21 protein-coding genes are annotated in these 21666 nt (G+C 66.4%); 13 read left to right on the plus strand and 8 right to left on the minus strand.

The features are described 5' to 3' along the window. The first annotated feature begins 44 nt into the window (after nucleotides 1-44). Nucleotides 45-611, plus strand: coding sequence for a polyhydroxyalkanoate synthesis repressor PhaR (gene phaR, locus BX604_RS35720; protein WP_011549704.1), 567 nt, complete (start codon nucleotides 45-47; stop codon nucleotides 609-611). A gap of 328 nt (nucleotides 612-939) precedes the next feature. Here the strand turns inward: phaR and BX604_RS35725 are convergent, their stop codons facing one another. Continuing rightward, nucleotides 940-1194 (minus strand): hypothetical protein, encoded by a 255-nt coding sequence (locus BX604_RS35725; RefSeq protein ID WP_098556324.1) that lies wholly within the window; start codon nucleotides 1192-1194, stop codon nucleotides 940-942. 291 nt (nucleotides 1195-1485) lie between these two features. Here BX604_RS35725 and rimO point away from each other — a divergent pair, with 291 nt between their 5' ends. The 4 genes from rimO to BX604_RS35745 all read left to right on the plus strand — a co-directional run bounded on the left by rimO (nucleotide 1486) and on the right by BX604_RS35745 (nucleotide 5806). Further along, nucleotides 1486-2847: a 30S ribosomal protein S12 methylthiotransferase RimO gene (rimO, locus tag BX604_RS35730; RefSeq protein WP_098556326.1), complete on the plus strand. Its 1362-nt coding sequence runs from the start codon at nucleotides 1486-1488 to the stop codon at nucleotides 2845-2847. A 3-nt stretch (nucleotides 2848-2850) separates the two neighbouring features. After that, nucleotides 2851-3777 (plus strand): sugar kinase, encoded by a 927-nt coding sequence (locus BX604_RS35735; RefSeq protein ID WP_098556329.1) that lies wholly within the window; start codon nucleotides 2851-2853, stop codon nucleotides 3775-3777. 179 nt (nucleotides 3778-3956) lie between these two features. After that, nucleotides 3957-4499: a hypothetical protein gene (locus BX604_RS35740; RefSeq protein WP_098556331.1), complete on the plus strand. Its 543-nt coding sequence runs from the start codon at nucleotides 3957-3959 to the stop codon at nucleotides 4497-4499. Between the two features lie 122 nt (nucleotides 4500-4621). Then, nucleotides 4622-5806, plus strand: coding sequence for a cystathionine beta-lyase (locus BX604_RS35745; protein WP_098556334.1), 1185 nt, complete (start codon nucleotides 4622-4624; stop codon nucleotides 5804-5806). Nucleotides 5807-5878: 72 nt separating this feature from the next. Here the strand turns inward: BX604_RS35745 and serB are convergent, their stop codons facing one another. After that, nucleotides 5879-6724 carry a phosphoserine phosphatase SerB gene (gene serB / locus BX604_RS35750; RefSeq protein ID WP_098556337.1) on the minus strand — a complete coding sequence of 282 codons (846 nt, stop codon included), beginning with the start codon at nucleotides 6722-6724 and terminating at the stop codon, nucleotides 5879-5881. Between the two features lie 191 nt (nucleotides 6725-6915). Beyond that, complete coding sequence (locus BX604_RS35755) at nucleotides 6916-7857, minus strand: LysR family transcriptional regulator (RefSeq protein WP_098556339.1); 942 nt, start codon at nucleotides 7855-7857, stop codon at nucleotides 6916-6918. 130 nt (nucleotides 7858-7987) lie between these two features. Between BX604_RS35755 and BX604_RS35760 the strand changes: the two genes are divergently transcribed. From BX604_RS35760 to BX604_RS35770, 3 genes are all read left to right on the plus strand, one after another. Further along, the gene (locus BX604_RS35760) at nucleotides 7988-9004 is read left to right on the plus strand and encodes a zinc-binding alcohol dehydrogenase family protein (RefSeq protein WP_098556341.1); all 1017 of its coding nucleotides are present in this window, start codon (nucleotides 7988-7990) and stop codon (nucleotides 9002-9004) included. A gap of 161 nt (nucleotides 9005-9165) precedes the next feature. Continuing rightward, nucleotides 9166-9717 (plus strand): DUF6013 family protein, encoded by a 552-nt coding sequence (locus BX604_RS35765; protein WP_098556586.1) that lies wholly within the window; start codon nucleotides 9166-9168, stop codon nucleotides 9715-9717. A 215-nt stretch (nucleotides 9718-9932) separates the two neighbouring features. Beyond that, a complete protein-coding gene (locus tag BX604_RS35770; RefSeq protein WP_098556344.1) occupies nucleotides 9933-10406 on the plus strand; it encodes a PliI family lysozyme inhibitor of I-type lysozyme in 474 nt (157 codons plus the stop codon). A 24-nt stretch (nucleotides 10407-10430) separates the two neighbouring features. Here BX604_RS35770 and BX604_RS35775 read toward each other — a convergent pair whose 3' ends face one another. Then, complete coding sequence (locus BX604_RS35775; RefSeq protein ID WP_098556347.1) at nucleotides 10431-11234, minus strand: ABC transporter permease; 804 nt, start codon at nucleotides 11232-11234, stop codon at nucleotides 10431-10433. After that, the gene (locus BX604_RS35780) at nucleotides 11231-11932 is read right to left on the minus strand and encodes an ABC transporter ATP-binding protein (RefSeq protein WP_098556349.1); all 702 of its coding nucleotides are present in this window, start codon (nucleotides 11930-11932) and stop codon (nucleotides 11231-11233) included. Before BX604_RS35780 ends, BX604_RS35775 begins: the two co-directional genes overlap by 4 nt. Nucleotides 11933-12083: 151 nt before the next feature. Between BX604_RS35780 and BX604_RS35785 the strand changes: the two genes are divergently transcribed. Continuing rightward, nucleotides 12084-14348, plus strand: a complete 2265-nt coding sequence (locus BX604_RS35785; protein ID WP_098556351.1) for an AsmA family protein — start codon at nucleotides 12084-12086, stop codon at nucleotides 14346-14348. Between the two features lie 395 nt (nucleotides 14349-14743). Next, the gene (locus BX604_RS35790) at nucleotides 14744-16336 is read left to right on the plus strand and encodes an ABC-F family ATPase (RefSeq protein WP_098556353.1); all 1593 of its coding nucleotides are present in this window, start codon (nucleotides 14744-14746) and stop codon (nucleotides 16334-16336) included. A gap of 101 nt (nucleotides 16337-16437) precedes the next feature. Here the strand turns inward: BX604_RS35790 and BX604_RS35795 are convergent, their stop codons facing one another. Then, on the minus strand, nucleotides 16438-16944 hold the full coding sequence (locus BX604_RS35795; protein WP_098556355.1) for a hypothetical protein: 507 nt from the start codon (nucleotides 16942-16944) through the stop codon (nucleotides 16438-16440). Nucleotides 16945-17234: 290 nt separating this feature from the next. Here BX604_RS35795 and BX604_RS35800 point away from each other — a divergent pair, with 290 nt between their 5' ends. Beyond that, nucleotides 17235-17714, plus strand: coding sequence for a DUF2501 domain-containing protein (locus BX604_RS35800; protein ID WP_096505169.1), 480 nt, complete (start codon nucleotides 17235-17237; stop codon nucleotides 17712-17714). A gap of 111 nt (nucleotides 17715-17825) precedes the next feature. Here BX604_RS35800 and BX604_RS35805 read toward each other — a convergent pair whose 3' ends face one another. Then, the gene (locus tag BX604_RS35805) at nucleotides 17826-18872 is read right to left on the minus strand and encodes a zinc-dependent alcohol dehydrogenase family protein (RefSeq protein ID WP_098556357.1); all 1047 of its coding nucleotides are present in this window, start codon (nucleotides 18870-18872) and stop codon (nucleotides 17826-17828) included. A gap of 134 nt (nucleotides 18873-19006) precedes the next feature. On the opposite strand from BX604_RS35805, the gene BX604_RS35810 reads away from it, so the two are divergent. Then, complete coding sequence (locus BX604_RS35810) at nucleotides 19007-19471, plus strand: Lrp/AsnC family transcriptional regulator (RefSeq protein ID WP_098556359.1); 465 nt, start codon at nucleotides 19007-19009, stop codon at nucleotides 19469-19471. Between the two features lie 34 nt (nucleotides 19472-19505). Here BX604_RS35810 and BX604_RS35815 read toward each other — a convergent pair whose 3' ends face one another. Next, nucleotides 19506-19871 carry a hypothetical protein gene (locus BX604_RS35815; protein WP_096505175.1) on the minus strand — a complete coding sequence of 122 codons (366 nt, stop codon included), beginning with the start codon at nucleotides 19869-19871 and terminating at the stop codon, nucleotides 19506-19508. Nucleotides 19872-20128: 257 nt separating this feature from the next. Between BX604_RS35815 and BX604_RS35820 the strand changes: the two genes are divergently transcribed. Continuing rightward, on the plus strand, nucleotides 20129-21565 hold the full coding sequence (locus BX604_RS35820) for an aldehyde dehydrogenase family protein (RefSeq protein ID WP_098556361.1): 1437 nt from the start codon (nucleotides 20129-20131) through the stop codon (nucleotides 21563-21565). The last annotated feature ends 101 nt before the right edge of the window (nucleotides 21566-21666 follow it).

A 21666-nucleotide genomic window follows, 5' to 3' on the forward strand; every position in this document is an offset into this window, starting at 1 on the left:
GCGGGGATTTGTCACTTGCGCTACGCTGCACACGAAGGCGTTACATGACTACTACAAAGAAAACGGCCGAGCGGCTCATCAAGAAGTACCCGAACCGCCGGCTCTACGATACCGAGACGAGCACGTACATCACGCTGACTGACGTCAAGCAGCTCGTGCTGGAACAGGAGGACTTCAAGGTCGTCGATGCGAAATCCAACGAAGACCTGACGCGCAGCATCCTGCTGCAGATCATCCTCGAGGAAGAGAGTGGCGGCGTGCCGATGTTCTCGTCGTCGATGCTGTCGCAGATCATCCGTTTCTACGGTCATGCGATGCAGGGCATGATGGGCACGTACCTGGAAAAGAACATCCAGGCATTCATCGACATCCAGAACAAGCTCGCGGATCAATCGAAGAACCTCTACGAAGGGAACGCGATGAATCCGGAGGTCTGGTCGCAGTTCATGAACATGCAGGCGCCGATGATGCAAGGGATGATGACGAGCTACATCGAGCAGTCGAAGAACATGTTCGTGCAGATGCAGGAGCAGATGCAGAACCAGGCGAAGTCGATGTTCAGCACGTTCCCGTTCAAGCAACCGGGCGCGCCGGAGCCGGAGAAGAAGTAACGTATTTGCGGCGGGCCGGCCGCGGGTCGGTCGGCGCCGCGACGTGCGGCGGTGCGAGGCGACCGATCGTGTGCTTGGGCACGATGAGGGTCGGTGGCCGGCCGCCGCAGGATGCCTGCCGACGGTCGTGCTTGATCGTCGGCACCGAATGCCCGTGCCTTCGCGTCAGGTGGGCAAGACCGTTGCGCGGTCGAGCGAATTCCAGGCAGTCAGTCAGGCCGAACCGGTGCGTGATGTGCCCGGCGGTGCGCGTTCGCGCGTGTGCCGGCCGTGATTGCGTTTCGTGCCCCCCGTGCCCGTGCCGGCGCGGTGCGCCGGCTTTCCTTGCTCAAAGTGCCGGATCGAAATCCTGATGGTCTTCCGCAGGCGGAAGGTCGAGCACGAGCTTCACCGCGCTGTAGTTCGCCTTCAGCGAAAACACGCGACCGATTACGAGAAACGTCTGCCGCGAATTCTCGAGTTCGACGAAGTCGCCGGGTTGCGGCACATGCGCGCCCTGGTCATACGAAAAGCTGGTGCTGGTTTGCTCGCCGATGGTTTCGGCGGCGTGCTCGGTGAATTCGATCGTGATGTGGGTGGTCATGCGAACCCCGTTGGGTGTGAAGAGAGCGGATGCTGCGATTTTCGCATAGCGGCGGGGTGGTTCCGGGGCGATTGTTACGAGGTTTTTCGTGGCGTGGCGCGGGGCGGCCGTGTCCGCCGGCCCGTCGCGCCGCATGGAAAGGGCCGGATCGCATTTCGCTGCCCGCCCGGCGCACCCGCACGGGCAGCACATCGGTATCGCGATCCGCCGCGTGCCAACCACCGGTTTTGCCTCGCTGACCCATAAATAGCTGTAAACTCACGCTTTTGCCGCCACGCCCCCACATTCCAGATGTCCCAGTCCCCCAAAGTAGGCTTCGTTTCGCTCGGGTGCCCGAAGGCGCTCGTCGACTCCGAACAAATCATCACCCAGTTGCGCGCCGAAGGTTATGAAATCTCCGGCACGTACGATGGCGCCGACCTCGTCGTCGTCAATACCTGCGGCTTCATCGACGAAGCCGTGCAGGAGAGTCTCGACGCGATCGGCGAAGCGCTGACCGAAAACGGCAAGGTGATCGTCACCGGCTGCCTGGGTGCGAAGTCGAGCGCCAGCGGCTCGAACCTCATCGAGGAAGTCCACCCGAAGGTGCTCGCCGTCACCGGCCCGCACGCGGTGGGCGAAGTGATGCAGGCCGTGCATTCGCATCTGCCGAAGCCGCACGACCCGTTTGTCGATCTGGTGCCGCCTGCCGGCATCAAGCTCACGCCGCGCCATTACGCGTACCTGAAGATCTCCGAAGGCTGCAATCACCGCTGCACGTTCTGCATCATCCCGTCGATGCGCGGCGACCTCGTGTCGCGTCCGGTCGCCGAAGTGATGCTCGAGGCGGAGAACCTGTTCAAGTCGGGCGTGAAGGAACTGCTCGTGATCTCGCAGGACACGAGCGCGTACGGCGTCGACGTGAAGTACCGCACGGGCTTCTGGAACGGCAAGCCGATCAAGACGCGCATGACCGACCTGGTCGCCGCGCTCGGCGAACTGGCCGCGCAGTACGGCGCATGGGTGCGTCTGCACTATGTGTATCCGTATCCGAGCGTCGACGAAGTGATTCCGCTGATGGCCGACGGCCCGTTCAAGGGGCACGTGCTGCCGTATCTCGACGTGCCGTTCCAGCACGCGCATCCGGAAGTGCTCAAGCGCATGAAGCGCCCGGCGAACGCCGAGAAGGTGCTCGAGCGCGTGCAGAAGTGGCGCGAGATCTGCCCGGACCTGACGATCCGCAGCACGTTCATCGCGGGCTTCCCCGGCGAGACGGAAGAGCAGTTCGAAACGCTGCTGGACTTCATCCGCGAGGCGGATCTCGACCGCGTCGGCTGCTTCGCGTATTCGCCGGTCGAAGGCGCAACCGCGAACGAACTTGACGGCGCGCTGCCGGACGACGTTCGCGAGGAACGCCGCGCGCGCTTCATGGAAGTCGCGGAGGAAGTGTCGGCGCAGCGCATGCAGCGCAAGGTCGGCAAGACGCTCAAGGTGCTGATCGACGAAGTCAGCGCGGAAGGCGGCATTGGCCGCACGGCGGCGGATGCGCCGGAGATCGACGGTGTCGTCTATGTCGAGCCGGCGACGAAGGCGTCGAAGCGCTACAAGGTCGGCGATTTCGTGTCGGTGAAGATCACGGGCGCGGACGGCCATGATCTGTGGGGCGAGGTTTAAGCGATGACCGCAGTGTTTCCGCAGATCCTCGCGCTCGGCGAGGCGATGATCGAATTCAACCAGTCGCAGCCGGGCCGTCCGGAGTTCCTGCAGGGCTTCGGCGGCGACACGTCGAATTTCTGCATCGCCGCGGCGCGCCAGGGCGCGTCGACGGGCTTCGTGTCGGCGATCGGCGACGATCCGTTCGGCCGGCTGCTGGCCGACATGTGGGCGTCGGAACGCGTCGATACGACGTACGTGCGGGTCGACCGCACGGCGCCGACCGGCGTGTATTTCGTCACGCACGGCGCTGACGGCCATCAGTTCGACTATCTGCGCGCGGGCTCCGCGGCGAGCCGCTATGCGGTGGCCGACCTGCCGCTCGATGCGCTGGCCGCGGCGAAGGCCGTGCACCTGTCCGGCATCAGTCTCGCGATCAGCGCGGCCGCGTGCGATGCCGCGTTCGCCGCGATCGACCATGCGCGCCGCAACGGCGCGCAGGTCAGCTTCGACACGAACCTGCGCCTGAAGCTGTGGCCGCTGCCGCGCGCCCGCGCGGTGATGCGCGAGGCGCTGCGCCAGACGGACATCTGCCTGCCGAGCTGGGACGACGTCACGGCACTCACCGGCGCGAACGATCGCGACGCGATCGTCGACGCGATGCTCGAACACGGGCCGCAGGTCGTCGCGCTGAAACTCGGCAAGGAAGGCGCATACGTTGCGACGCCGCACGAGCGACGCGTCGTGCCGGGCTTCACGGTGGAGGCCCTCGATGCGACGGGCGCCGGCGACTGCTTCGGCGGCGCGTTCGTCGCGCGGATCGTCGCGGGCGACGACCCGTTCGCGGCCGCGCGCTATGCGAACGCGGCAGCGGCACTGTCGACGACGGGCTACGGCGCGGTCGCGCCGATTCCGCACCGCGATGCGGTGGAACGCCTGATGCAGGGCTGACGCGCATGACGCACGCGGGTCGCGGCCGCGCACGATCGGTTCATTCGAACGACGTGAGGGGGGGCGGCCGGTGTGCGTACCGCGGTCGCTGTGCGTTCGCCACGATGTGTATCGGCGTCGCACGGTCACGGCCAATCGCCGCAGTCGGCGAGCGAATCTGAAGCAAGGAGCAATACAAGGTGGGTCGATATTCGGAATGGCAACGAGCGCTCGTGCTCGCCGGCGCGCTGGCAGCGGGCTTCGCGATGCCGGGCATGGCTGCGGCACAGGTTGCCGCATCGGGTGCGCAGCAGGATGAGCCGGCGCCTGCGCGGCCGCTGCGGCCGAATCCTGAATTTGCCCGGCTGCCGCGCTACGAGGGCACGCTCGGCGATCGGCCGATCGTCGTGCATCTCGGTCCGAAGACGGACGAAGAGGGCGTGCACGGCGAATACCAGTTCACGGATACCGGCGAGGTGATCCTGCTTGCGGGCGACCGCGACGGCGATACGCTCGAGATCGAGGAATCGAACGACGGCACGAACATCACGGGCGTGTGGATCGGCCGCTTCGATTCGACCGGCGACCTGAAGGCCGACCGGATGAATTCCGACGAATCGGATCCGCAACCTGTCGTGCTGCATTCCACGCCGGCCAAGCGCGCGGCGCTGCAGGTCCGCAGCGGTCAGGTGCAGGACATCGAGACGGTCGGCGGCGTGGTCAACCTGCGTACCGGCGACTGAGAGCGACCGGGCGCGCGCTGGCTTGGCGCGCGCGGCGCGCATTGTACCGGGTCAGGCGCGCCGATTTTGGCTAATCTAGCAAGCTATTCCGCAACCGAACGGCCTTGTGCCCGCCCTCTGCCATGACTGCATCCACTCCGAAGCGCGCACTGCAAACCCGCATCGTTCAACCCGACGACGTCATTCCGGAAGGCTTCCGCTCGTTCGTGCCGCCGGTTGAGCGCGCGTCGACGGTCGTGTTTCCCGATCTCGCGACGATGCGTGCGCTGGTCTGGCACAACGACAACCAGTGGCGCTACGGGCTGCATGCGACCCCGACGTCGCTCGCGCTTGCGCAGCGACTCGCCGAGATCGAGGGCGGCACGCACGCGCTGCTGCAGCCGTCGGGCCTCGCGGCGATCATGAACGTCTATTTCGGGATCGTGAAGGCGGGTGACGACGTGCTGATCCCGCACAACATCTACGGACCGAACGCCGATTTCGGCAACTGGCTCGCGAAGGACTTCGGCATCACCGCGCGTTTCTACGATCCGCTCGTGGGCGCCGGCATCGTCGACCTGATCCAGCCGAACACGCGGCTGATCTGGATCGAGGCGCCGGGTTCCGTGACGATGGAAGTGCCCGACGTGCGTGCGATTACGACCGTCGCACAGGCGCGCGGCATCGTCACCGCGATCGACAACACGTATTCGGCCGGGCTTGCGTTCAAGCCGTTCGAGCACGGCGTCGACATCTCGGTGCAGGCGCTGACCAAGTATCAGTCGGGTGGCAGCGACGTGCTGATGGGCTCGACGATCACGGCGAATGCGGAACTGCACGCGCAACTGAAGCTCGCGCGGATGCGTTGCGGGATCGGCGTGTCGGTGGACGACTGCTCGCTCGTGATGCGCAGCCTGCCGAGCATGCAGGTGCGTTTCGACGCGCACAGCAAGAGCGCGCTCGCGCTCGCGCAGTGGCTGAAGGCACGGCCGGAAATCGCGGCGGTGCTGCATCCGCAGCTGCCGGACTGCCCGGGCCATGAATCGTTCGTGCGCGACTTCACGGGCGCGGGCGGGCTGTTCTCGGTGGTGTTCGACGCACGCTACAGCGCCGAGCAGATCGACCGTTTCGTCGAGGCGCTCGAGCTGTTCGCGATCGGCTGGAGCTGGGGCGGCGCATGCAGCCTCGCGATGCCGTACGACGTCGCGTCGATGCGCGCGGACTGGCCGCATCGCGGCACGCTGGTGCGTTTCTACGTCGGTCTCGAGGACGAAGCCGACCTGCGTGCGGACGTCGAGCGCGCGCTGCAGGCCACGCTCGGCCGCTGATCGCGGCAGAAAAACGACACGCCGGCGCGATCCACCATCGCGCCGGCGTTTTTCATTGGCGGCTCGCGCGGATCAGAACAGCCGCAGCAGCCCGTCGAGGCCGACGTGGTCGAACGCGACGGTGGCCGCATCGCGCACGACCGGCTTCGCGTGGAATGCAACCGACAGCCCGGCTTCGGCCATCATCTTCAGGTCGTTCGACCCGTCGCCCATCGCGATCGCGCAGCTCGGCGCGATGCCGAGCGATGCGCACGCATCGCGCAGCATGCGCGCCTTCACGTCCGCGTTGACGATCTCGCCGAGCACCTTGCCGGTCAGCTTGCCGTCGACGATCTCGAGTGTGTTCGCGTGCGCGTAGTCGAGGCCGAGGCGCGCCTTCAGACGCTCGGTGAAGAACGTGAAGCCGCCCGACACGAGCAGCGTCTTCGCGCCCGCGGCCTTCACGCCGGCGAGCATCGCCTCGGCGCCCGGCGACAGTTGCAGCCGTTCCTCGTACACGCGTTCGAGCGCCTGCGCGTCGAGGCCCGCGAGCAGCGCGACGCGGCGCGTCAGGCTTTCGTTGAAGTCGCGGATCTCGCCGCGCATCGAGGCTTCGGTGATTTCGGCGACCTGCGTCTTCAGCCCGCAGAAGTCGGCGATCTCGTCGATGCATTCGATCGTGATCAGCGTTGAATCCATGTCCATCACGACGAGCCCGAAATCGGCGAGCGTGCGGCCGGCGTCGACGAAGCCGAAGTCGAGCGCATGGGTGCCGCAGTACGCGTCGATGTCGAGACGCTGCGCCGGATTCGCGTGTTCGATGCGCAGCGCGTGATCGTCGGTCTGCACGATGCGGGTGCCGCGCGACAGCGCGAGCAGCGGTTTGTGATGCGCGTCCGACAGCGGCGCGAGACTCTGGATGACGAGGTTCTGGGTCATGACGGAATGGTTGGAAGCGAATGAAACGCGTGCGCGGCCGGCATGCGGCCACCTGCGAGCGCGGGCCCCGTTCGGCTGCGGGCCACGACGTCGCGAACGCGCCATTGTAGCCGGTTGGTATCCGGGCGCGATCGGATCGCGGGCGGATGCGGCCGTGAGCGGCGCCGGGAGCCGCGGGCCGGTGCCGGCGTCTATCGTGCGTCCGCGCGATCCCAGTAAGGCGGATCGCCGAAGTGATCGGCGAGAAACGAGATGAAGGCGAGCGTCTTCAGCGGCACGTGCGCGCGGCTCGGATAGACGGCCCAGATCGCGATGTCGTTCGCGAACGGATAGTCGTCGAGCACGGTGACGAGCGCGCCGCTCGCGAGCAGCGGACCGACGTCCCAGGTCGACTTGATCGCGATGCCGAAGCCGTCGACGAGCGCTTCGCGGATCGCCTCGCCGTTGCTCGCGACGAGCCGGCCGCCGACCCGCACGGTAAGCGGGCCTTGCGGCGTCGCGAACGACCAGTCGCGCTGGTCGCCGAGGATCACGCATTCGTGCTGCGCGAGGTCGGCCGGATGGCGCGGCGCGCCGCGTTCGGCGAGATACGCGGGCGAGCAGCACAGCACGCGCCGGTTCGTCGCGAGCTTGCGCGCGACGAGCGTCGAATCCTTCAGCGCGCCGAGGCGGATCGCGACGTCGTAGCCGTCGTCGACGAGGTCGACGATCTCGTCGGACAGCCGCAGGTCGAGCGACACGGACGGATAGCGGCGCAGGAACGCAGGAATCACCGGTGCGACGTGCTGGCGGCCGAACGACGACGACATCGACACCTTCAGCCGCCCGTACGGCTCGCTGCGGCCGTGCCCGACCGATGCGCGTGCGGCGTCGGCGGCCGACAGCAGCGCCTCGGCGCGTGCCATGAAGACTTCGCCGTCCTGCGTGAGGCTGATGCGGCGCGTGGTGCGATGCAGCAGCCGTGCGCCGAGCTGGCGCTCCAGTTGCGCGATGCGCGCGCTCGCGACGGCGGCCGACACGCCGAACTCGCGCCCGGCCGCGGTCACGTTCGCGAGCAAGGCGGCGCGCACGAACAGGCCGACGTCGAGCAGGTCGAGCGGCTTGTCGGGGGCGGGTACCGGATCAGACGTCATTATTCGGAAATTCCTGAAAATGTTTCAGGAAATATAGCGGTTTTCTGAAATGATCGGGCGGCCTACGATGGGATCCATGGGGCTGCGTCGCGGCCCGACCGATTTCCGTGAACCCAGAAGGAGTGTCGTGATGAAAGCCGTTGGACTGACCCGTTACCTGCCGATCGACGACCCGCAGGCGCTGCTCGACGTGGACTTGCCGCAACCGGTGCCGGGCCCGCGCGACCTGCTGGTGAAGGTCGAGGCGATTTCCGTGAACCCGGTCGACACCAAGGTGCGCGCGCCGAAGCCGCAGGTTGAGGAAACGCCGCGCGTGCTCGGCTGGGATGCGGCCGGCACGGTCGTCGCGGTCGGCGCCGAGGTCACGCTGTTCCAGCCGGGCGACGAGGTGTTCTATGCGGGCAGCATCACGCGGCCCGGTGCGAACAGCGAATTCCACGCGGTCGACGAGCGCATCGCCGCGCTCAAGCCGCGCACGCTCGATTTCGCGGCCGCGGCCGCGTTGCCGCTCACCGCGCTGACTGCCTGGGAGGCGCTGTTCGACCGGCTGCGCGTGTCGCCGCAGGGCGCGGACGCCGGCCAGTCGGTGCTGATCATCGGCGGTGCGGGCGGGGTGGGCTCGATCGCGATCCAGCTCGCGAAGACGCTCGGCAAGCTGCACGTGATCGCGACGGCCTCGCGGCCGGCGTCGGCCGAATGGGTGCGCTCGCTCGGCGCGGACGACGTGGTCGATCATTTCGGCGACCTGCCGGCCCAGTTGCGCGAAATCGGCCACCCGAACGTCGACTACGTGCTGATCTTCAATGACACGGATCGCCATTTCCCTGCCGCCGCGGAAGTCATCCGGCCGCAGGGCGGCATTTGCACGATCGTCGAGAACGGGAAGCCGGTTCCGGTCGAACACCTGAAGGCGAAGAGCGCCGCGTTTCACTGGGAGTTCATGTTCACGCGCGCGATGTTCGAGACGCCGGACATGATCGAGCAGCACCGGATCCTGAGCGAGGTGGCCCGGCTCGTCGACGGCGGGACGCTGCGCACGACGCTCGGTGAACAGCTCGGCACGATCAACGCCGCGAACGTGCGGCGCGCGCACCAGCTGCTCGAGGCCGGGCGCGCGATCGGCAAGCTCGTGTTGAGCGGCTTCTGAGCGGCTGCCGAGCGGGCATTGCGGCCGCGTCGCGAACACAAGCGGGGTAACACCCGATGCGTTTGCGGCGCATTGCCAGCCGCTTGGCGGTAGACTGACAACGCATCATGCATCGAAAACCGCGCGGCACGCGCGTGCCGCCGCATTACAAGGAGGTCAGCATGAGCCAACGCAGCTTGTCAGTCGCCGCATCGTGGTCGGCCGTATTCGCGGCGGCGTGCGTCAGCGCGAGCGTATTCGCGGCGCCGCCGGTCAAGGGCAGCCTGAAGGGCGGCGGGACAGGGCAGCTCGAATATACCGTCAAGGTCGATTCGAAGGCCTTCGGCAATACGCAGGAGACGCGCAAGATCCGCTCGGGCGAAACGGACGACTTCAACTGGAAGTCGGTGCCGCCGGGCGGCGCGGTCGCGATGCCGAACGGCTGCCCGAACGCCGACAATCTGCCGCGCGACGAGAATGGCGCGATGGTGCGCCAGACCCAGATCCGGCTCGCACCGTCGGTCGACGCGAAGGGAATCGCGAACGTGCAGATGAGTTTCCAGGCCGCCGCGCCGAAAGGCACGCGCAACGTGAGCGTCGGCGGCAAGTCGCTGCAGTGCCCGGACGCCATTTTGGTGAGCCAGGTCAAGTGGATTTCGATTTCGACCAACGGCGGCTCGAAGTCGGTCACGATGAGCGACGGCACGAAGGTCACGGTGTCGATCAAGCACTGAGCGGTGCGCGCGGCCGGCGAGTCGCTCGGTGCGCGCGCAACCAATTGCTGTCCGGATTCGCGCGATATCGGCGTGGCGACGCGTGAGCGTTTCGTGTCGCGCGCCATCGCGCGTGGTCGCTGCCTTCGTCGCATTGCACATGGGGTTCGCGTGACGTCATGCGGATGTCACGCTATTCTCGCCGGCATCCTCCATCTTCCCCGAACCACGTCCCGATGAAACATCGCATGCGCATGCTGCTGTCGGCTGTTGCGTTTGTCGCGGCACACGCACAGGCGGCCGACGATTGCAGCTTCGTGAGAAAAGTCGAGCTGGCGTCGCGCCAGCAGATGGTCGTCGTATCGAGCGGTGCGCTCGAACCCTGCTCGACCGGCAGCTATGCGGTGCGCGTGTATTCGACCGCGCATGCCGCGCCGGGCTTCGATACCGACGACTACGTGACCGGTGTGCTGCATGCGCGCGATGGCACGGTCGCCGATGTGTTCACCGCAGATCTCGGTGCACGCGCGCCGCAAGCCCTCGTCGTCACGACGCGCTCGGCCGGCAGCGGTGGCTATGTGGGCGCGCAGGCCTATGTGACGACGCCGCGCGCGGTGCGGCTCGTTGCGTCGGTCGACGGACTCGCGCCCGATGCGGACGTCACGGCCGCGCTGCGACAGGCCATCGGCAAACGCCGCGCGGCGCACTGAGCGGGCACCGGGCGGCGGCGCGCATCAATGCGCGCGTTCCTCGAGCCGCGACGCGAGAAAGCGATGATCGGCCGAGAACAGCCGGCGATACGTCATCAGTACCGCGCCGACCGTGCCGAGCGCGGAGGACGCGGCGATCAGGAACATGATCACGATCTGGTAGCGCACGGCCTGCAGCGGCGACTGGCCGGCCAGCACCTGGCCCGTCATCATGCCCGGCAGGCTCACGACGCCGACGACGGCCATCTGGTTGAGCGTCGGCAGCATGCCGGCACGTACGGCCTGGCGTGCCGCGTCCTGCGCGGCCTCCCAGCGCGTCGCGCCGAGCGCGAGTGCGGTCTCGACGCGGTCGCGCCGGGCGGTCAATTCCTCCATCATCCGTTCGACGCCGAGCGACACGCCCGTGAGCGTATTGCCGAGGATCATCCCGAGGATCGGGATTGCATATTGCGGCGCGTACCACGGATGAATGCGGATCACGACGAACAGGCCGATCGCCGCGACGAACCAGCTGCTGAACCAGATCGACGCGATGCTGTCGACGCGCTGCCCGCGATACGTGTGCTTGCCGCGCCCGGCGCCGGCGAAGCCGGCGATCAGCGTCATCAATGCCGTGAGCGGCAGCACGACGGTCCAGTGCGGATGGCCGAACACCCAGCCGAGCACGTAGCCGATGGCGAGCAACTGCACGACGGTTCGCACGGCCGCGAGTGCGAGCTTGCGGCCGAGCCCGAGCGACAGCGCGGCCGAGAGGGCGCCGTTGACCGCGACGAGCGCGGCGGCGATGCCGACGTCGACGAGACTGAGATCCTGCAGTGCCGGGCTCATTGCGCGGTCTCCTTCGGGGCCGGGGTGTGCAGCACGCCGGCCTGCATCACGAGCCGTGTCGCGGCGATGCGCGCGGCCTGTGCCGGATCGTGCGAGATCCACATGTATGCGCGAGCATCGGGCGCCGCATCGAACCACGCGCCGACGAGCGCCTCGATCGCGCGGGTCGAATCGGGATCGAGCGCGGACGTCGGTTCGTCGAGCAGCAGCACGTCGGGATCGAGTTGCAGCACGCGCAGCAGCGCGGCGATCTGCGCTTCGCCGCCCGACAGTTCGCTCGCGCGCTTGTCGAGGAAGTCGGCGCCGCGGCCGGCGCGCGCGGCGAGCGATTCGACACGCGCGCGATCGAATGCAACGTCGTGGTAGACCGCGAGCGAATACGGGTAGCGCAATTGCGCTTCGACGGTGCCGTCCATTTGCGCGGGGCGCTGGCGTACGTAGGCGACGCTGCGCCGGTAGCGCGGAATCGCGCTGCGCCGGATCCGCTCGCCGCGCCACAGGATGTGCCCGCCATCGAGCGGATCGAGCAACGCGAGCGCGCGCAGCAGCACGCTCTTGCCCGACCCCGACGGCCCCGTGATAGCAATTCGCGATCCCGCCGCGAGACTGAAGTCGGTGGGGGCGAGCAGCGTCTTGCCGTTGCTGGTGTCGCGGCGCGTGATGTGCTGCGCATCAATGAGACCGGTCGGGGCTGTCATGTCAAAAGTGAAAAAAAGCGTTAACGGCGCCAAAGCGTTTCGGCAGCGTGCGTCATAATACCGATTGAAAAGCCGCCGGTGTCGTGCGCCGTTCATTCACGCAAGCGGCCCGACATGGCGCAAAACCCGGCAGAACAACAACGGACCCGCCATGACGCTAACCCGAGCCATCGGTAGATCGGCTGCATGGATCGTCGGTATCGTCGCAATCGTCATTGCGGCAGCCGGCATCTTTCTCTTCACGTTCGACTGGAACCGCGCGAAGCCGTGGATCAACGAACGGGTGACGACTGCACTCGGTCGTCCATTCGCGATCAACGGCGACATCAAGGTCGGTTGGCGTCGCCCGTCGGGCGAGACCGGCTGGCGCGCGTGGGTGCCCTGGCCGAGCTTCTCGGCCACGCAGCTCGAGATCGGCAATCCCGATTGGGCGAAGGCACCGAAGTTCGTCACGCTCGACGCCGCGCATTTCGATCTGGCAATCCTGCCGCTGCTCGCGCACGAGATCGTCATTCCGTCGATCGACGTCGTCAATCCCGCGGTCGACCTCGAGCGGCTCGCCGACGGCCGCAATACGTGGACCTTCCAGTTCCAGCAGTCGTCGCAGCCGTCGCCGTGGAAGGTGCGGCTCGACAGCTTCGGTTTCGCGAAGGGGACCGTCGCGTATCGCGATGCGATCACGAAGGCCGATCTCACGGTTGCGATCGATACGCTCGGCCAGCCGATTCCGCTCGGCGACGTGCTGAAGGAGCAGGAGCAGACTTCGCGTGCGGCATCGGCCCAGCGCGTCGGCAAGCGCGGCGCCGCGCAGCTGAGCGCGAAGGCGAATGCCCAGGCCGCGTCGGCAGCGGAGGGCGCGAGTGCGGCGTCGTCCGGCGCTGCTTCGGCTGCCGCGACTAGTTCGGGTTCCTCCGCATCGACGGTCGCATCGGCCGCCGGTGCAAGTGGCGCGAGCGGCGCGGCCGCTGCGGCGCCGTCCGGGCCGACGTATGCGTTCGGGCTCAAGGTCGACGGCCGCTACAAGAACGTGCCGATCAACGGCACCGGCAAGGTGGGCGGCGTGCTCGCGATCGAGAACGCGGCGCAACCGTTCCCGCTGCAGGCCGATGTGAAGGCCGGCGATACGCGGCTCGCGATCGTCGGTACGCTGACCGATCCGATGCATCTCGCGGCGATCGACCTGCGACTGTGGCTGCAGGGCACGTCGATGTCGCACCTGTACCAGCTGACCGGCATCACGCTGCCCGACACGCCGCCGTATGCGACCGAAGGGCGCCTGATCGGCAACTTCAAGCCACATGCAAGCACGTTCCACTACGAGAACTTCAACGGCCGCGTCGGCGGCAGCGATCTCGGCGGCACGCTCACCTATGCACAGCGCGAACCGCGGCCGAAGCTGTCGGGCGAGCTCGTATCGAACCTGCTGCAGTTCTCCGATCTCGCACCGGTGATCGGCGCGGACACCGCCGCGAGCAAGGCCAAGCGCGGTGACACGACACACCAGCCGCCGGGACGCGTGCTGCCGGTCGAGACGTTCCGCACCGACCGCTGGCGCGCGCTCGACGCGGACGTGAAGTTCACCGGCCGCAAGCTGATCAAGAGTGCGAACCTGCCGATCACGAACCTGTACACGCACATCGTGCTGCAGGACGGCGTGCTGTCGCTCGAGCCGCTGCAGTTCGGCGTCGCGGGCGGTACGCTCGCGACGACCGCGCATCTCGACGGCAGCGGCACGCCGCTGAAGGGCCGCTTCACGGTGGCCGCGCGGCACCTGAAGCTCAAGCAACTGTTCCCGACGCAGACGGTGATGCAATCGGCGTTCGGCGAGATCAACGGCGACGCGTCGCTGTCGGCCACCGGCAACTCGCCGGCCGCGCTCGCCGCGACCTCGAACGGCGAAGTGAAGGCGCTCATTACGAACGGCCGCATCAGCCGCCTGCTGATGGAGGCGGCGGGGCTGAACGTCGCGAACGTCGTCTACGAGAAGCTGTTCGGCAACCGCGACGTGAACATCAATTGCGCGGCGATCGATTTCACCGCGACCAACGGCATTCTCGATCCGAAGGTGTTCGCGCTCGATACCGACGACGCGCTGATCAACGTCGACGGCCCGATCAGCCTGCGCGACGAATCGCTCGATCTGAAGATCCATCCGCATACGAAGGGTTTCCGGATCTTCTCGCTGCGCTCGCCGCTGTACGCGAAGGGCACGTTCAAGAATCCGAACGTCGGCGTCGATGCGGGTGCGCTCGCGCTGCGTGCCGGCGCGATGGTCGGCCTCGGCCTGATCAACCCGTTCGCGGCGCTGATTCCGCTGATCGCGCCGAGCAACAACAAGGATGTGCCGTGCTCGCAGCTGTTCGGGCAGATGAAGGAGAAGGCCGCGCAGAAGCAGGCGGCGAAGGCCGGGAAGTAAGGGGGGGGCGAGGGCGTTGGGTGGCGCCGGGCTGTCTTGGTCGGTTGCCGGCGAGGCTGACGACTCGCTTCCTGATGGCCCCGATTCGCTTCGAATATCGGCACACCTCCATTTCACCGGTCAGCGTGCCGTCGTCGACATTAAAGGGGGACGGTTGCGCGATATGTCCCTCGGATCGTGGAGGCGAGCGTCGCGCCATTCATCGCCGGGCACAGGGTGCCGGGCGTGACCGCCCGTCGGCTACCGTCGAAAGGCCGCGTGCCGCCGCATTCCCGGGTTGCCCGGCCCGCGCGGAACGCCTTGTCACGGGCCGTCGCAGCGGTGCGGTCGGCAGTTTCTCCGACACCTGCTAAAATACACGGTTTTCCGTCGATTTCTCTCTTACGGGACCTGCCGTGCTTTCTACTGCCAACATCACGATGCAATTCGGGCCGAAGCCCTTGTTCGAGAATATCTCGGTCAAATTCGGCGAGGGCAACCGCTATGGTCTGATCGGCGCAAACGGCTGTGGCAAGTCGACCTTCATGAAGATCCTCGGTGGCGACCTCGAGTCGAGCGCCGGCAACGTCGCGCTGGAGCCGAACGTGCGTCTCGGCAAGCTGCGCCAGGACCAGTTCGCGTATGAAGACGTGCGCGTGCTCGACGTCGTGATGATGGGCCACACCGAAATGTGGGCCGCGATGACCGAGCGCGATGCGATCTACGCGAACCCGGAAGCCACCGACGACGACTACATGCACGCGGCCGAGCTCGAAGGCAAGTTCGCCGAATACGGCGGCTACGACGCCGAGGCGCGCGCGGGTGCGCTGCTGCTCGGCATCGGCATCGAGGAGAAGTTCCACACCGGCACGATGGCCGACGTCGCGCCGGGCTGGAAGCTGCGCGTGCTGCTCGCACAGGCGCTGTTCTCGAAGCCGGACGTGCTGCTGCTCGACGAACCGACCAACAACCTCGACATCAACTCGATTCGCTGGCTCGAGCAAACGCTCAACGAGTACAACTCGACGATGATCATCATCTCGCACGATCGTCACTTCCTGAACTCGGTGTGCACGCACATGGCCGACATGGACTTCGGCACGCTGAAGGTCTGGCCGGGCAACTACGACGACTACATGCTCGCATCGGCACAGGCGCGCGAGCGCCAGGCCGCGGCGAATACGCGTGCGAAGGAACGCGTGGCCGAGCTGCAGGACTTCGTGCGCCGCTTCTCGGCGAACAAGTCGAAGGCTCGTCAGGCAACCAGCCGTGCGAAGCAGATCGACAAGATCAAGATCGAGGAATTCAAGCCGTCGTCGCGTCAGAACCCGTTCATCCGCTTCGAGTTCGAGAAGAAGCTGCACAACGTTGCAGTGGTTGCGGAAGACATCACGAAGAAGTACGAGCGCACGATCTTCCAGAACTTCAACCTGTCGGTGCAGCCGGGTGAGCGTATCGCGATCATCGGCGAGAACGGCGCGGGCAAGACGACGCTGCTGCGTTCGCTGCTCGGCGCGCTCGCGCTCGAGCACGGCACGGTGAAGTGGTCCGAGAACGCGAATGTCGGCTACATGCCGCAGGATACGTACGAGGAATTCCCGAACGACATCACGCTGATGGACTGGATCGACCAGTACCGCAAGGATGGCGACGACGAAACGATGGTGCGCGGCACGCTGGGCCGCCTGCTGTTCTCGTCGGACGACATCAAGAAGTCGGTGAAGGTGCTGTCGGGCGGCGAGAAGGGTCGCATGATCTGGGGCAAGCTGATGCTCGGCCGCCACAACGTGCTGCTGATGGACGAGCCGACCAACCACATGGACATGGAGTCGATCGAGTCGCTGCAGATCGCGCTCGAGCAGTTCGAAGGCACGCTGATCTTTGTTTCGCACGACCGCGAGTTCGTGAGCGGGCTGGCGAATCGGATCATCGAAGTGCGCACGGACGGCACGCTGTTCGACTTCGGCGGGAATTACGAGGAGTTCCTGACGAGCCAGGGGCAGGAGTAATTGCCCGGGCGGTCATGCCCGACCTGATGTGTCAGAAGCCCGCCAGGTGGAAGCCTGGCGGGCTTTTTCACATCCGGAAAATGCGGACCGGCCGCTCGTCGTTACTGAACCGGCTCGATATTCAACGGGCACCGGCCGACGGGGCGCAGCCGCGTGCCCGTCCATTCATAGAAGAACCGCGCAGCTTTCGCATTACTGTCGTCACAGTCCTCGTTGAAGCAGCCCGCCACGATCAGCAGCGAGCTGTTCGCGCGAAAATCGACGCGCTCGTCGTCGTTGCCCATCACGCCCGAGATATCGCGCACGCCCGGCATCGTGTACGTCGCGCCGCTGTACTTGTCGACGATCGCGAAATTCCGGCAATCCGTACCGCAACCCCAGATCGCGACGCGGTAGTGACCGGCAAAATTGGCCGGCTCCGCAAATTCGGTGCGAATGACGGTGCGATAAAGACGCGCTTCCTTGCTGTTCAGTCGCGGCGATTTGGCCGGCGCACGTGGCGCGGGTGCGGCGCGCGCCGGATAACGCTCGAACGACGGCGACGGGCATTCGCTCGCGGACGTTACCGCTGACGGCGTCACGGGCCAGGCTGTGCCGGCGCACAGCATCAGCGCGGCCGATACGCCGGCGGCAAGCGGAAATCGGGAGAGTCGCACCACGCGGTCGTCCTTGTGGGGGATGGAGAAAAGTGAGCGGCACACGCCGCCGGAAATGATTGTAAGACGACCCGCGCGCACCATCGCTCCGCACCGCATTGCCCGTCAAGCATTGTCAAATCCGCCGCAATATCACGATGCCTGACGTTTCACGCTGATGTCGAGGCTGTCATCGACCGGGCGATTGAGTATCCTTTGAATCGAATCACGGTACTCACGCAGTCACTACAGGGAGGCTTCACATGAATGCACGTCTATACCGCGCGACCGTAGCCGGTGCGCTGATCGGATTGCTCGCGCCGTTTTCGGTCGCCCATGCTCAGCTTGGCGATGTGCTGAAGCAGGTCGGCGGCGGTGACTCGGGCAGCAGCGCGGGCGGTGCACTGGGCAACCTGGGCGGCCTTGGCGGCGCGCTCACGGGTGGCGGCGGCGCGTCGTCGCTGATGTCGGGCAGCAGCAGCAACGTCGCGGGCCTGCTGCAGTTCTGCATCCAGAACAACTATCTCGGCGGCGCGTCCGGCGGCGCATCGTCGGTGAAGGACGCGCTGATGAGCAAGCTCGGCGGCAATGCGTCGTCCGACAGCGGCTATACGAGCGGCGCGAGCGGGATCCTCGACGCGGGCAACGGCAGCAAGGTCGACCTGAGCGGCGGCGGCCTGAAGCAGCAGGTCACCAAGCAGATCTGCGACAAGGTGCTCGCACAAGGGAAGTCGCTGCTGTAAGCCGGCATCGCGTACCGTTCGCGTACGTCGAATCCATGCGCGAACGACAGAAAGGCCGGTGTGGCAGCGGAAGCGGGCTGTCGCCATCACCGGCGGTAACGTCCGGTCGCGTCAACCCGAAAAGTCCGTCACGACCGTTACACCGGCGCCTTCGAACCGGTTCATGTTCATCAGCGCGTCGATCGACTGTCCGAGGCTGATCTCCTTGCCGATCAACCGGCTCGGCGCGAGCGTGCCGGCATGCACCATATCGAGCATCGCGTCGTAACGATGCGCCTGCATCCCGTGGCTGCCGAGAATCTCCAGCTCGTGCGCGATGACCTTGCTCATCGGCACGGCCGGCGTCGCATGCTCGCCGAGCATCAGCCCGACCTGCACATGCTTGCCGCGACGGCGCAGATTGCTGATCGAGTTGAAGCAGGTAGTCGGATGGCCAAGCGCGTCGAGCGACACGTGCGCACCGCCGCGTGTGATCTCCTTCACCGCATCGACAACATCGGCGACTTGCGACGCATTGACGGTCGCCGCGGCGCCGACCGATCGCGCCAGCGCGAGCGCCTGATCCGAAATGTCGATCGCGACGACGTTCGCACCGATCGCATGCGCGATCATGATCGCCGACAAACCCACGCCTCCGCAGCCGTGCACGGCGACCCACTGGCCGGCCGATGTGCGACCTTGGTCGACAACCGCGCGAAACGACGTCACGAAGCGGCATCCGAGGCTCGCGGCGGTCGGGAAATCGAGTGCATCGGGCAGGCGCACCAGATTCAGGTCCGCGTGATGAATCCCGACATACTGGGCGAACGAGCCCCAGTGCGTGAAGCCGGGCTGAAACTGTTGCTCGCAGACCTGCTGGTTGCCCGAGTGGCATTCCGGGCAGCGGCCGCAGCCGCCGACGAACGGCACGGTGACGCGGTCGCCGGCCTTCCAGCGCGTGACCGCCGCACCCGTCGCGACCACGACGCCTGCCAGTTCATGGCCCGGCACGTGCGGCAGCACGATGTCCGGGTCGTGCCCCATCCAGCCGTGCCAGTCGCTGCGGCACACGCCGGTCGCCTTGACTTCGATCACGACGCCGTCGGGTGCCGGCGTCGGATCGTCGACGCTCATCAACCGCGGGGCGGCGCCGAATGCTTCATAGACAACTGCTTTCACTATCTCCTCCTTGATCGAATGACTCTTTCAATATAGCCCGGCGGAAGTGGATTTATCTTTCGTTTCGCCATCGAGAAACGGGGTATTTGTGAGATAGTCTTGCGACCATCGCGGGATTGCCGCAAGGAGCTTTCATGGAGCAGCTGGACAGGATCGATCGTGGCATGCTCGACATGCTCCAGCAGGACGGACGCGTGTCGAATGCGCGACTCGCCGAAGCGTTTTCGCTGAGCGAGACGTCCTGTTGGCGGCGGCTCAGGCGGCTGGAGGAAGCGGGGTTGATCGCGGGCTATCACGCGCGGCTCGACCGCAGAAAGCTCGGGCTTGGCGTGATGGCGTTCGTGCAGATTGTTTGCACGCAGCACAGCGAGGAGGTGACGGCGGAGTTCGAGCGCCTGATCCAGGCCAGCCCCAACGTGCTGGCGTGCGACAACACGACGGGCGAAGCGGATTTCCTGCTGCAGGTGGTGGCAGCCGATCTCGATGAATACAGTCACTTCGTCGAAAGGGTGCTGCGCAAGTTGCCGGGCGTGCTGAGCATCCGCTCGAACCTGTCGCTGCGGCAGCTGAAGTCGACGCAGCGGTTGCCGATCGCGTGACGGCGCGCACCGGCGCCCGCGCATGCGCGAGCGATCAGTCGGCAAGCCGCTTGTCGGCGAGCGCCTTGCAGCAATCTTCGTACACCCACTGCACGAGTTTCGCCCGATAGTCGAGGTCGTCGGTATCGACGATTTCCTCGACCGCGTCGCGCGCCCATGATGCGTCGACGAAGCCGGCGTGGCGCTTCGCGATGTCCTGCGCGAGCGCGGCCAGCTTTGCGATGGCGAGCCAGTCGGACTGCCGGTGATGGCGGTCGAGCCAGCGGTGCGCGGCCTGGACCTGGAACGACGCGTCGGGCCAGGATTCGTTGAGGTAAAACGCGCCGAGATTGCCGCAGGTGAGCCAGCACAGCAGCTCCAGGCGGTCTTGCGAGCCGAGGTTGTGGGATGCATCGGTCATGGCAGCGCTCACGAAAGGCATCGATTCCGGATGGTGCGGTTTGCAACAGCCGGCGCCGATACTAAAAACATAGCACGATGCGGGCCACGTGGCGCGTCGGCGTGGCGCGAACGCCGCAACGGCGGGAACGGGGCGGCAGTCGGCCGCCGTGCCGGCGCCCGCGCAGCTCGTGTGCCGGACCTTGCGATGTCATTCGACGTCATCGCGGTGGCGCGTCGCTCTCGCTAGAATGGCTGTTTTCCGGGAGACAGGAAACGATGAAAATCTACGATCAGTTTTACATCGACGGCGCATGGCGCAAGCCGGCCGGAACGGGCACGATCGACGTGATCGACTCGGGCACCGAGGCCGTGATCGGCCGGATTCCGGCGGGCGTCGCGTCCGATGCGCAGGACGCGATCCGCGCCGCGCGCGCGGCCTTCGACGCGTGGGCCGCAACGCCGGCCGCGACGCGTGCGGGCTACCTGCGCAAGATCGTCGAGCGCCTGCAGGCGCGCAGCGAGGAACTCGCGCAGTCGATCACCGGCGAAGTCGGGATGCCGATCAAGCTGTCGCGCGCGATCCAGGTCGGCGGTCCGATCTACAACTGGAAGGCATACGCGAAGCTCGCGGAATCGTTCGAATTCGAGGCGACGGTCGGCAACTCGCTGGTCGTGCGCGAGCCGGTCGGCGTCGTCGCGGCGATCACGCCATGGAACTATCCGCTCAACCAGGTCACGCTGAAAGTTGCGCCGGCGCTCGCGGCCGGCTGCACGGTGGTCCTGAAGCCGTCGGAAGTCGCGCCGCTCAACGCATTCATGCTCGCCGAAGCGATTCACGAGGCGGGCTTGCCGCCGGGCGTGTTCAACCTCGTGTGCGGCTACGGGCCGGTCGTCGGCGAGGTGCTGGCCACCGATCCGGACGTCGACATGGTGTCGTTTACGGGGTCCACGCGCGCCGGCAAGCGCGTCGCCGAGCTGGCGGCCGCGGGCGTCAAGCGCGTCGCGCTCGAACTCGGCGGCAAGTCGGCGTCGGTGATTCTCGACGATGCCGATTTCGCGACGGCGGTGAAGGGCACGGTCAATGCGTGCTACCTGAACGCCGGCCAGACCTGCTCGGCGCATACGCGGATGCTGGTGCCCGAAGCGCGCTACGACGACGCGCGCGCGATCGCGAAGGCAGCAGCCGAAGCGTATGTCGCGGGTGATCCGCGCGAGGAAACGACGCGTCTCGGCGCACTCGCATCGGCCGTGCAGCAGCAGCGCGTGCAGGCGTACATCCAGCGCGGGATCGACGACGGCGCGGAACTGGTGACGGGCGGCACGGGCCTGCCGGAAGGGCTCGCGAAGGGCTTCTTCGTGAAGCCGACCGTGTTCGGTCGCGTCGATCCGAAATCGGCGATCGCGCAGGAAGAAATCTTCGGGCCGGTGCTGTCGATCATCACGTATCGCGACGAAGACGAAGCCGTGCGGATCGCGAACGATTCGCCGTACGGGCTTGGCGGCGCGGTGTGGGCCGGCAGCGACGAGCGCGCGATGCGCGTGGCGCGCCGCATCCGCACGGGCCAGGTCGACATCAACGGCGGCACGTGGAACGGCGCGGCGCCGTTCGGCGGCTACAAGCAGTCGGGACATGGCCGCGAGAACGGCGTGTACGGGCTCGAAGAGTATCTCGAGTACAAGTCGATGCAGCTCAAGCAAACGCCTCAGGGCTGAGCGTTTCATCCCGCACGACCGGAAACGGCACGCTCGCGTGCCGTTTTTTTATTGACGGCCGTCAAGGTGCGCGCCGGTGGATCGTCGATCATCGCGTTTCC

The organism is Burkholderia sp. JKS000303 (assembly GCF_002563755.1).
Classification (GTDB): Bacteria; Pseudomonadota; Gammaproteobacteria; order Burkholderiales; family Burkholderiaceae; genus Burkholderia; species Burkholderia anthina_B.

Excerpts from the sequence above, each read along its gene's own strand:
- BX604_RS35775 (WP_098556347.1), bottom strand. The coding sequence starts at position 11,234 with ATGAGCCCGGCACTGCAGGATCTCAGTCTCGTCGACGTCGGCATCGCC.
- BX604_RS35770 (WP_098556344.1), top strand. The coding sequence starts at position 9,933 with ATGAAACATCGCATGCGCATGCTGCTGTCGGCTGTTGCGTTTGTCGCG.
- BX604_RS35795 (WP_098556355.1), bottom strand. The coding sequence starts at position 16,944 with ATGCTGTGCGCCGGCACAGCCTGGCCCGTGACGCCGTCAGCGGTAACG.
- BX604_RS35785 (WP_098556351.1), top strand. The coding sequence starts at position 12,084 with ATGACGCTAACCCGAGCCATCGGTAGATCGGCTGCATGGATCGTCGGT.
- BX604_RS35815 (WP_096505175.1), bottom strand. The coding sequence starts at position 19,871 with ATGACCGATGCATCCCACAACCTCGGCTCGCAAGACCGCCTGGAGCTG.
- rimO (WP_098556326.1), top strand. The coding sequence starts at position 1,486 with ATGTCCCAGTCCCCCAAAGTAGGCTTCGTTTCGCTCGGGTGCCCGAAG.
- BX604_RS35755 (WP_098556339.1), bottom strand. The coding sequence starts at position 7,857 with ATGACGTCTGATCCGGTACCCGCCCCCGACAAGCCGCTCGACCTGCTC.
- BX604_RS35820 (WP_098556361.1), top strand. The coding sequence starts at position 20,129 with ATGAAAATCTACGATCAGTTTTACATCGACGGCGCATGGCGCAAGCCG.
- BX604_RS35735 (WP_098556329.1), top strand. The coding sequence starts at position 2,851 with ATGACCGCAGTGTTTCCGCAGATCCTCGCGCTCGGCGAGGCGATGATC.
- BX604_RS35725 (WP_098556324.1), bottom strand. The coding sequence starts at position 1,194 with ATGACCACCCACATCACGATCGAATTCACCGAGCACGCCGCCGAAACC.
- BX604_RS35745 (WP_098556334.1), top strand. The coding sequence starts at position 4,622 with ATGACTGCATCCACTCCGAAGCGCGCACTGCAAACCCGCATCGTTCAA.
- BX604_RS35780 (WP_098556349.1), bottom strand. The coding sequence starts at position 11,932 with ATGACAGCCCCGACCGGTCTCATTGATGCGCAGCACATCACGCGCCGC.
- BX604_RS35810 (WP_098556359.1), top strand. The coding sequence starts at position 19,007 with ATGGAGCAGCTGGACAGGATCGATCGTGGCATGCTCGACATGCTCCAG.
- BX604_RS35760 (WP_098556341.1), top strand. The coding sequence starts at position 7,988 with ATGAAAGCCGTTGGACTGACCCGTTACCTGCCGATCGACGACCCGCAG.
- BX604_RS35800 (WP_096505169.1), top strand. The coding sequence starts at position 17,235 with ATGAATGCACGTCTATACCGCGCGACCGTAGCCGGTGCGCTGATCGGA.
- BX604_RS35765 (WP_098556586.1), top strand. The coding sequence starts at position 9,166 with ATGAGCCAACGCAGCTTGTCAGTCGCCGCATCGTGGTCGGCCGTATTC.
- phaR (WP_011549704.1), top strand. The coding sequence starts at position 45 with ATGACTACTACAAAGAAAACGGCCGAGCGGCTCATCAAGAAGTACCCG.
- serB (WP_098556337.1), bottom strand. The coding sequence starts at position 6,724 with ATGACCCAGAACCTCGTCATCCAGAGTCTCGCGCCGCTGTCGGACGCG.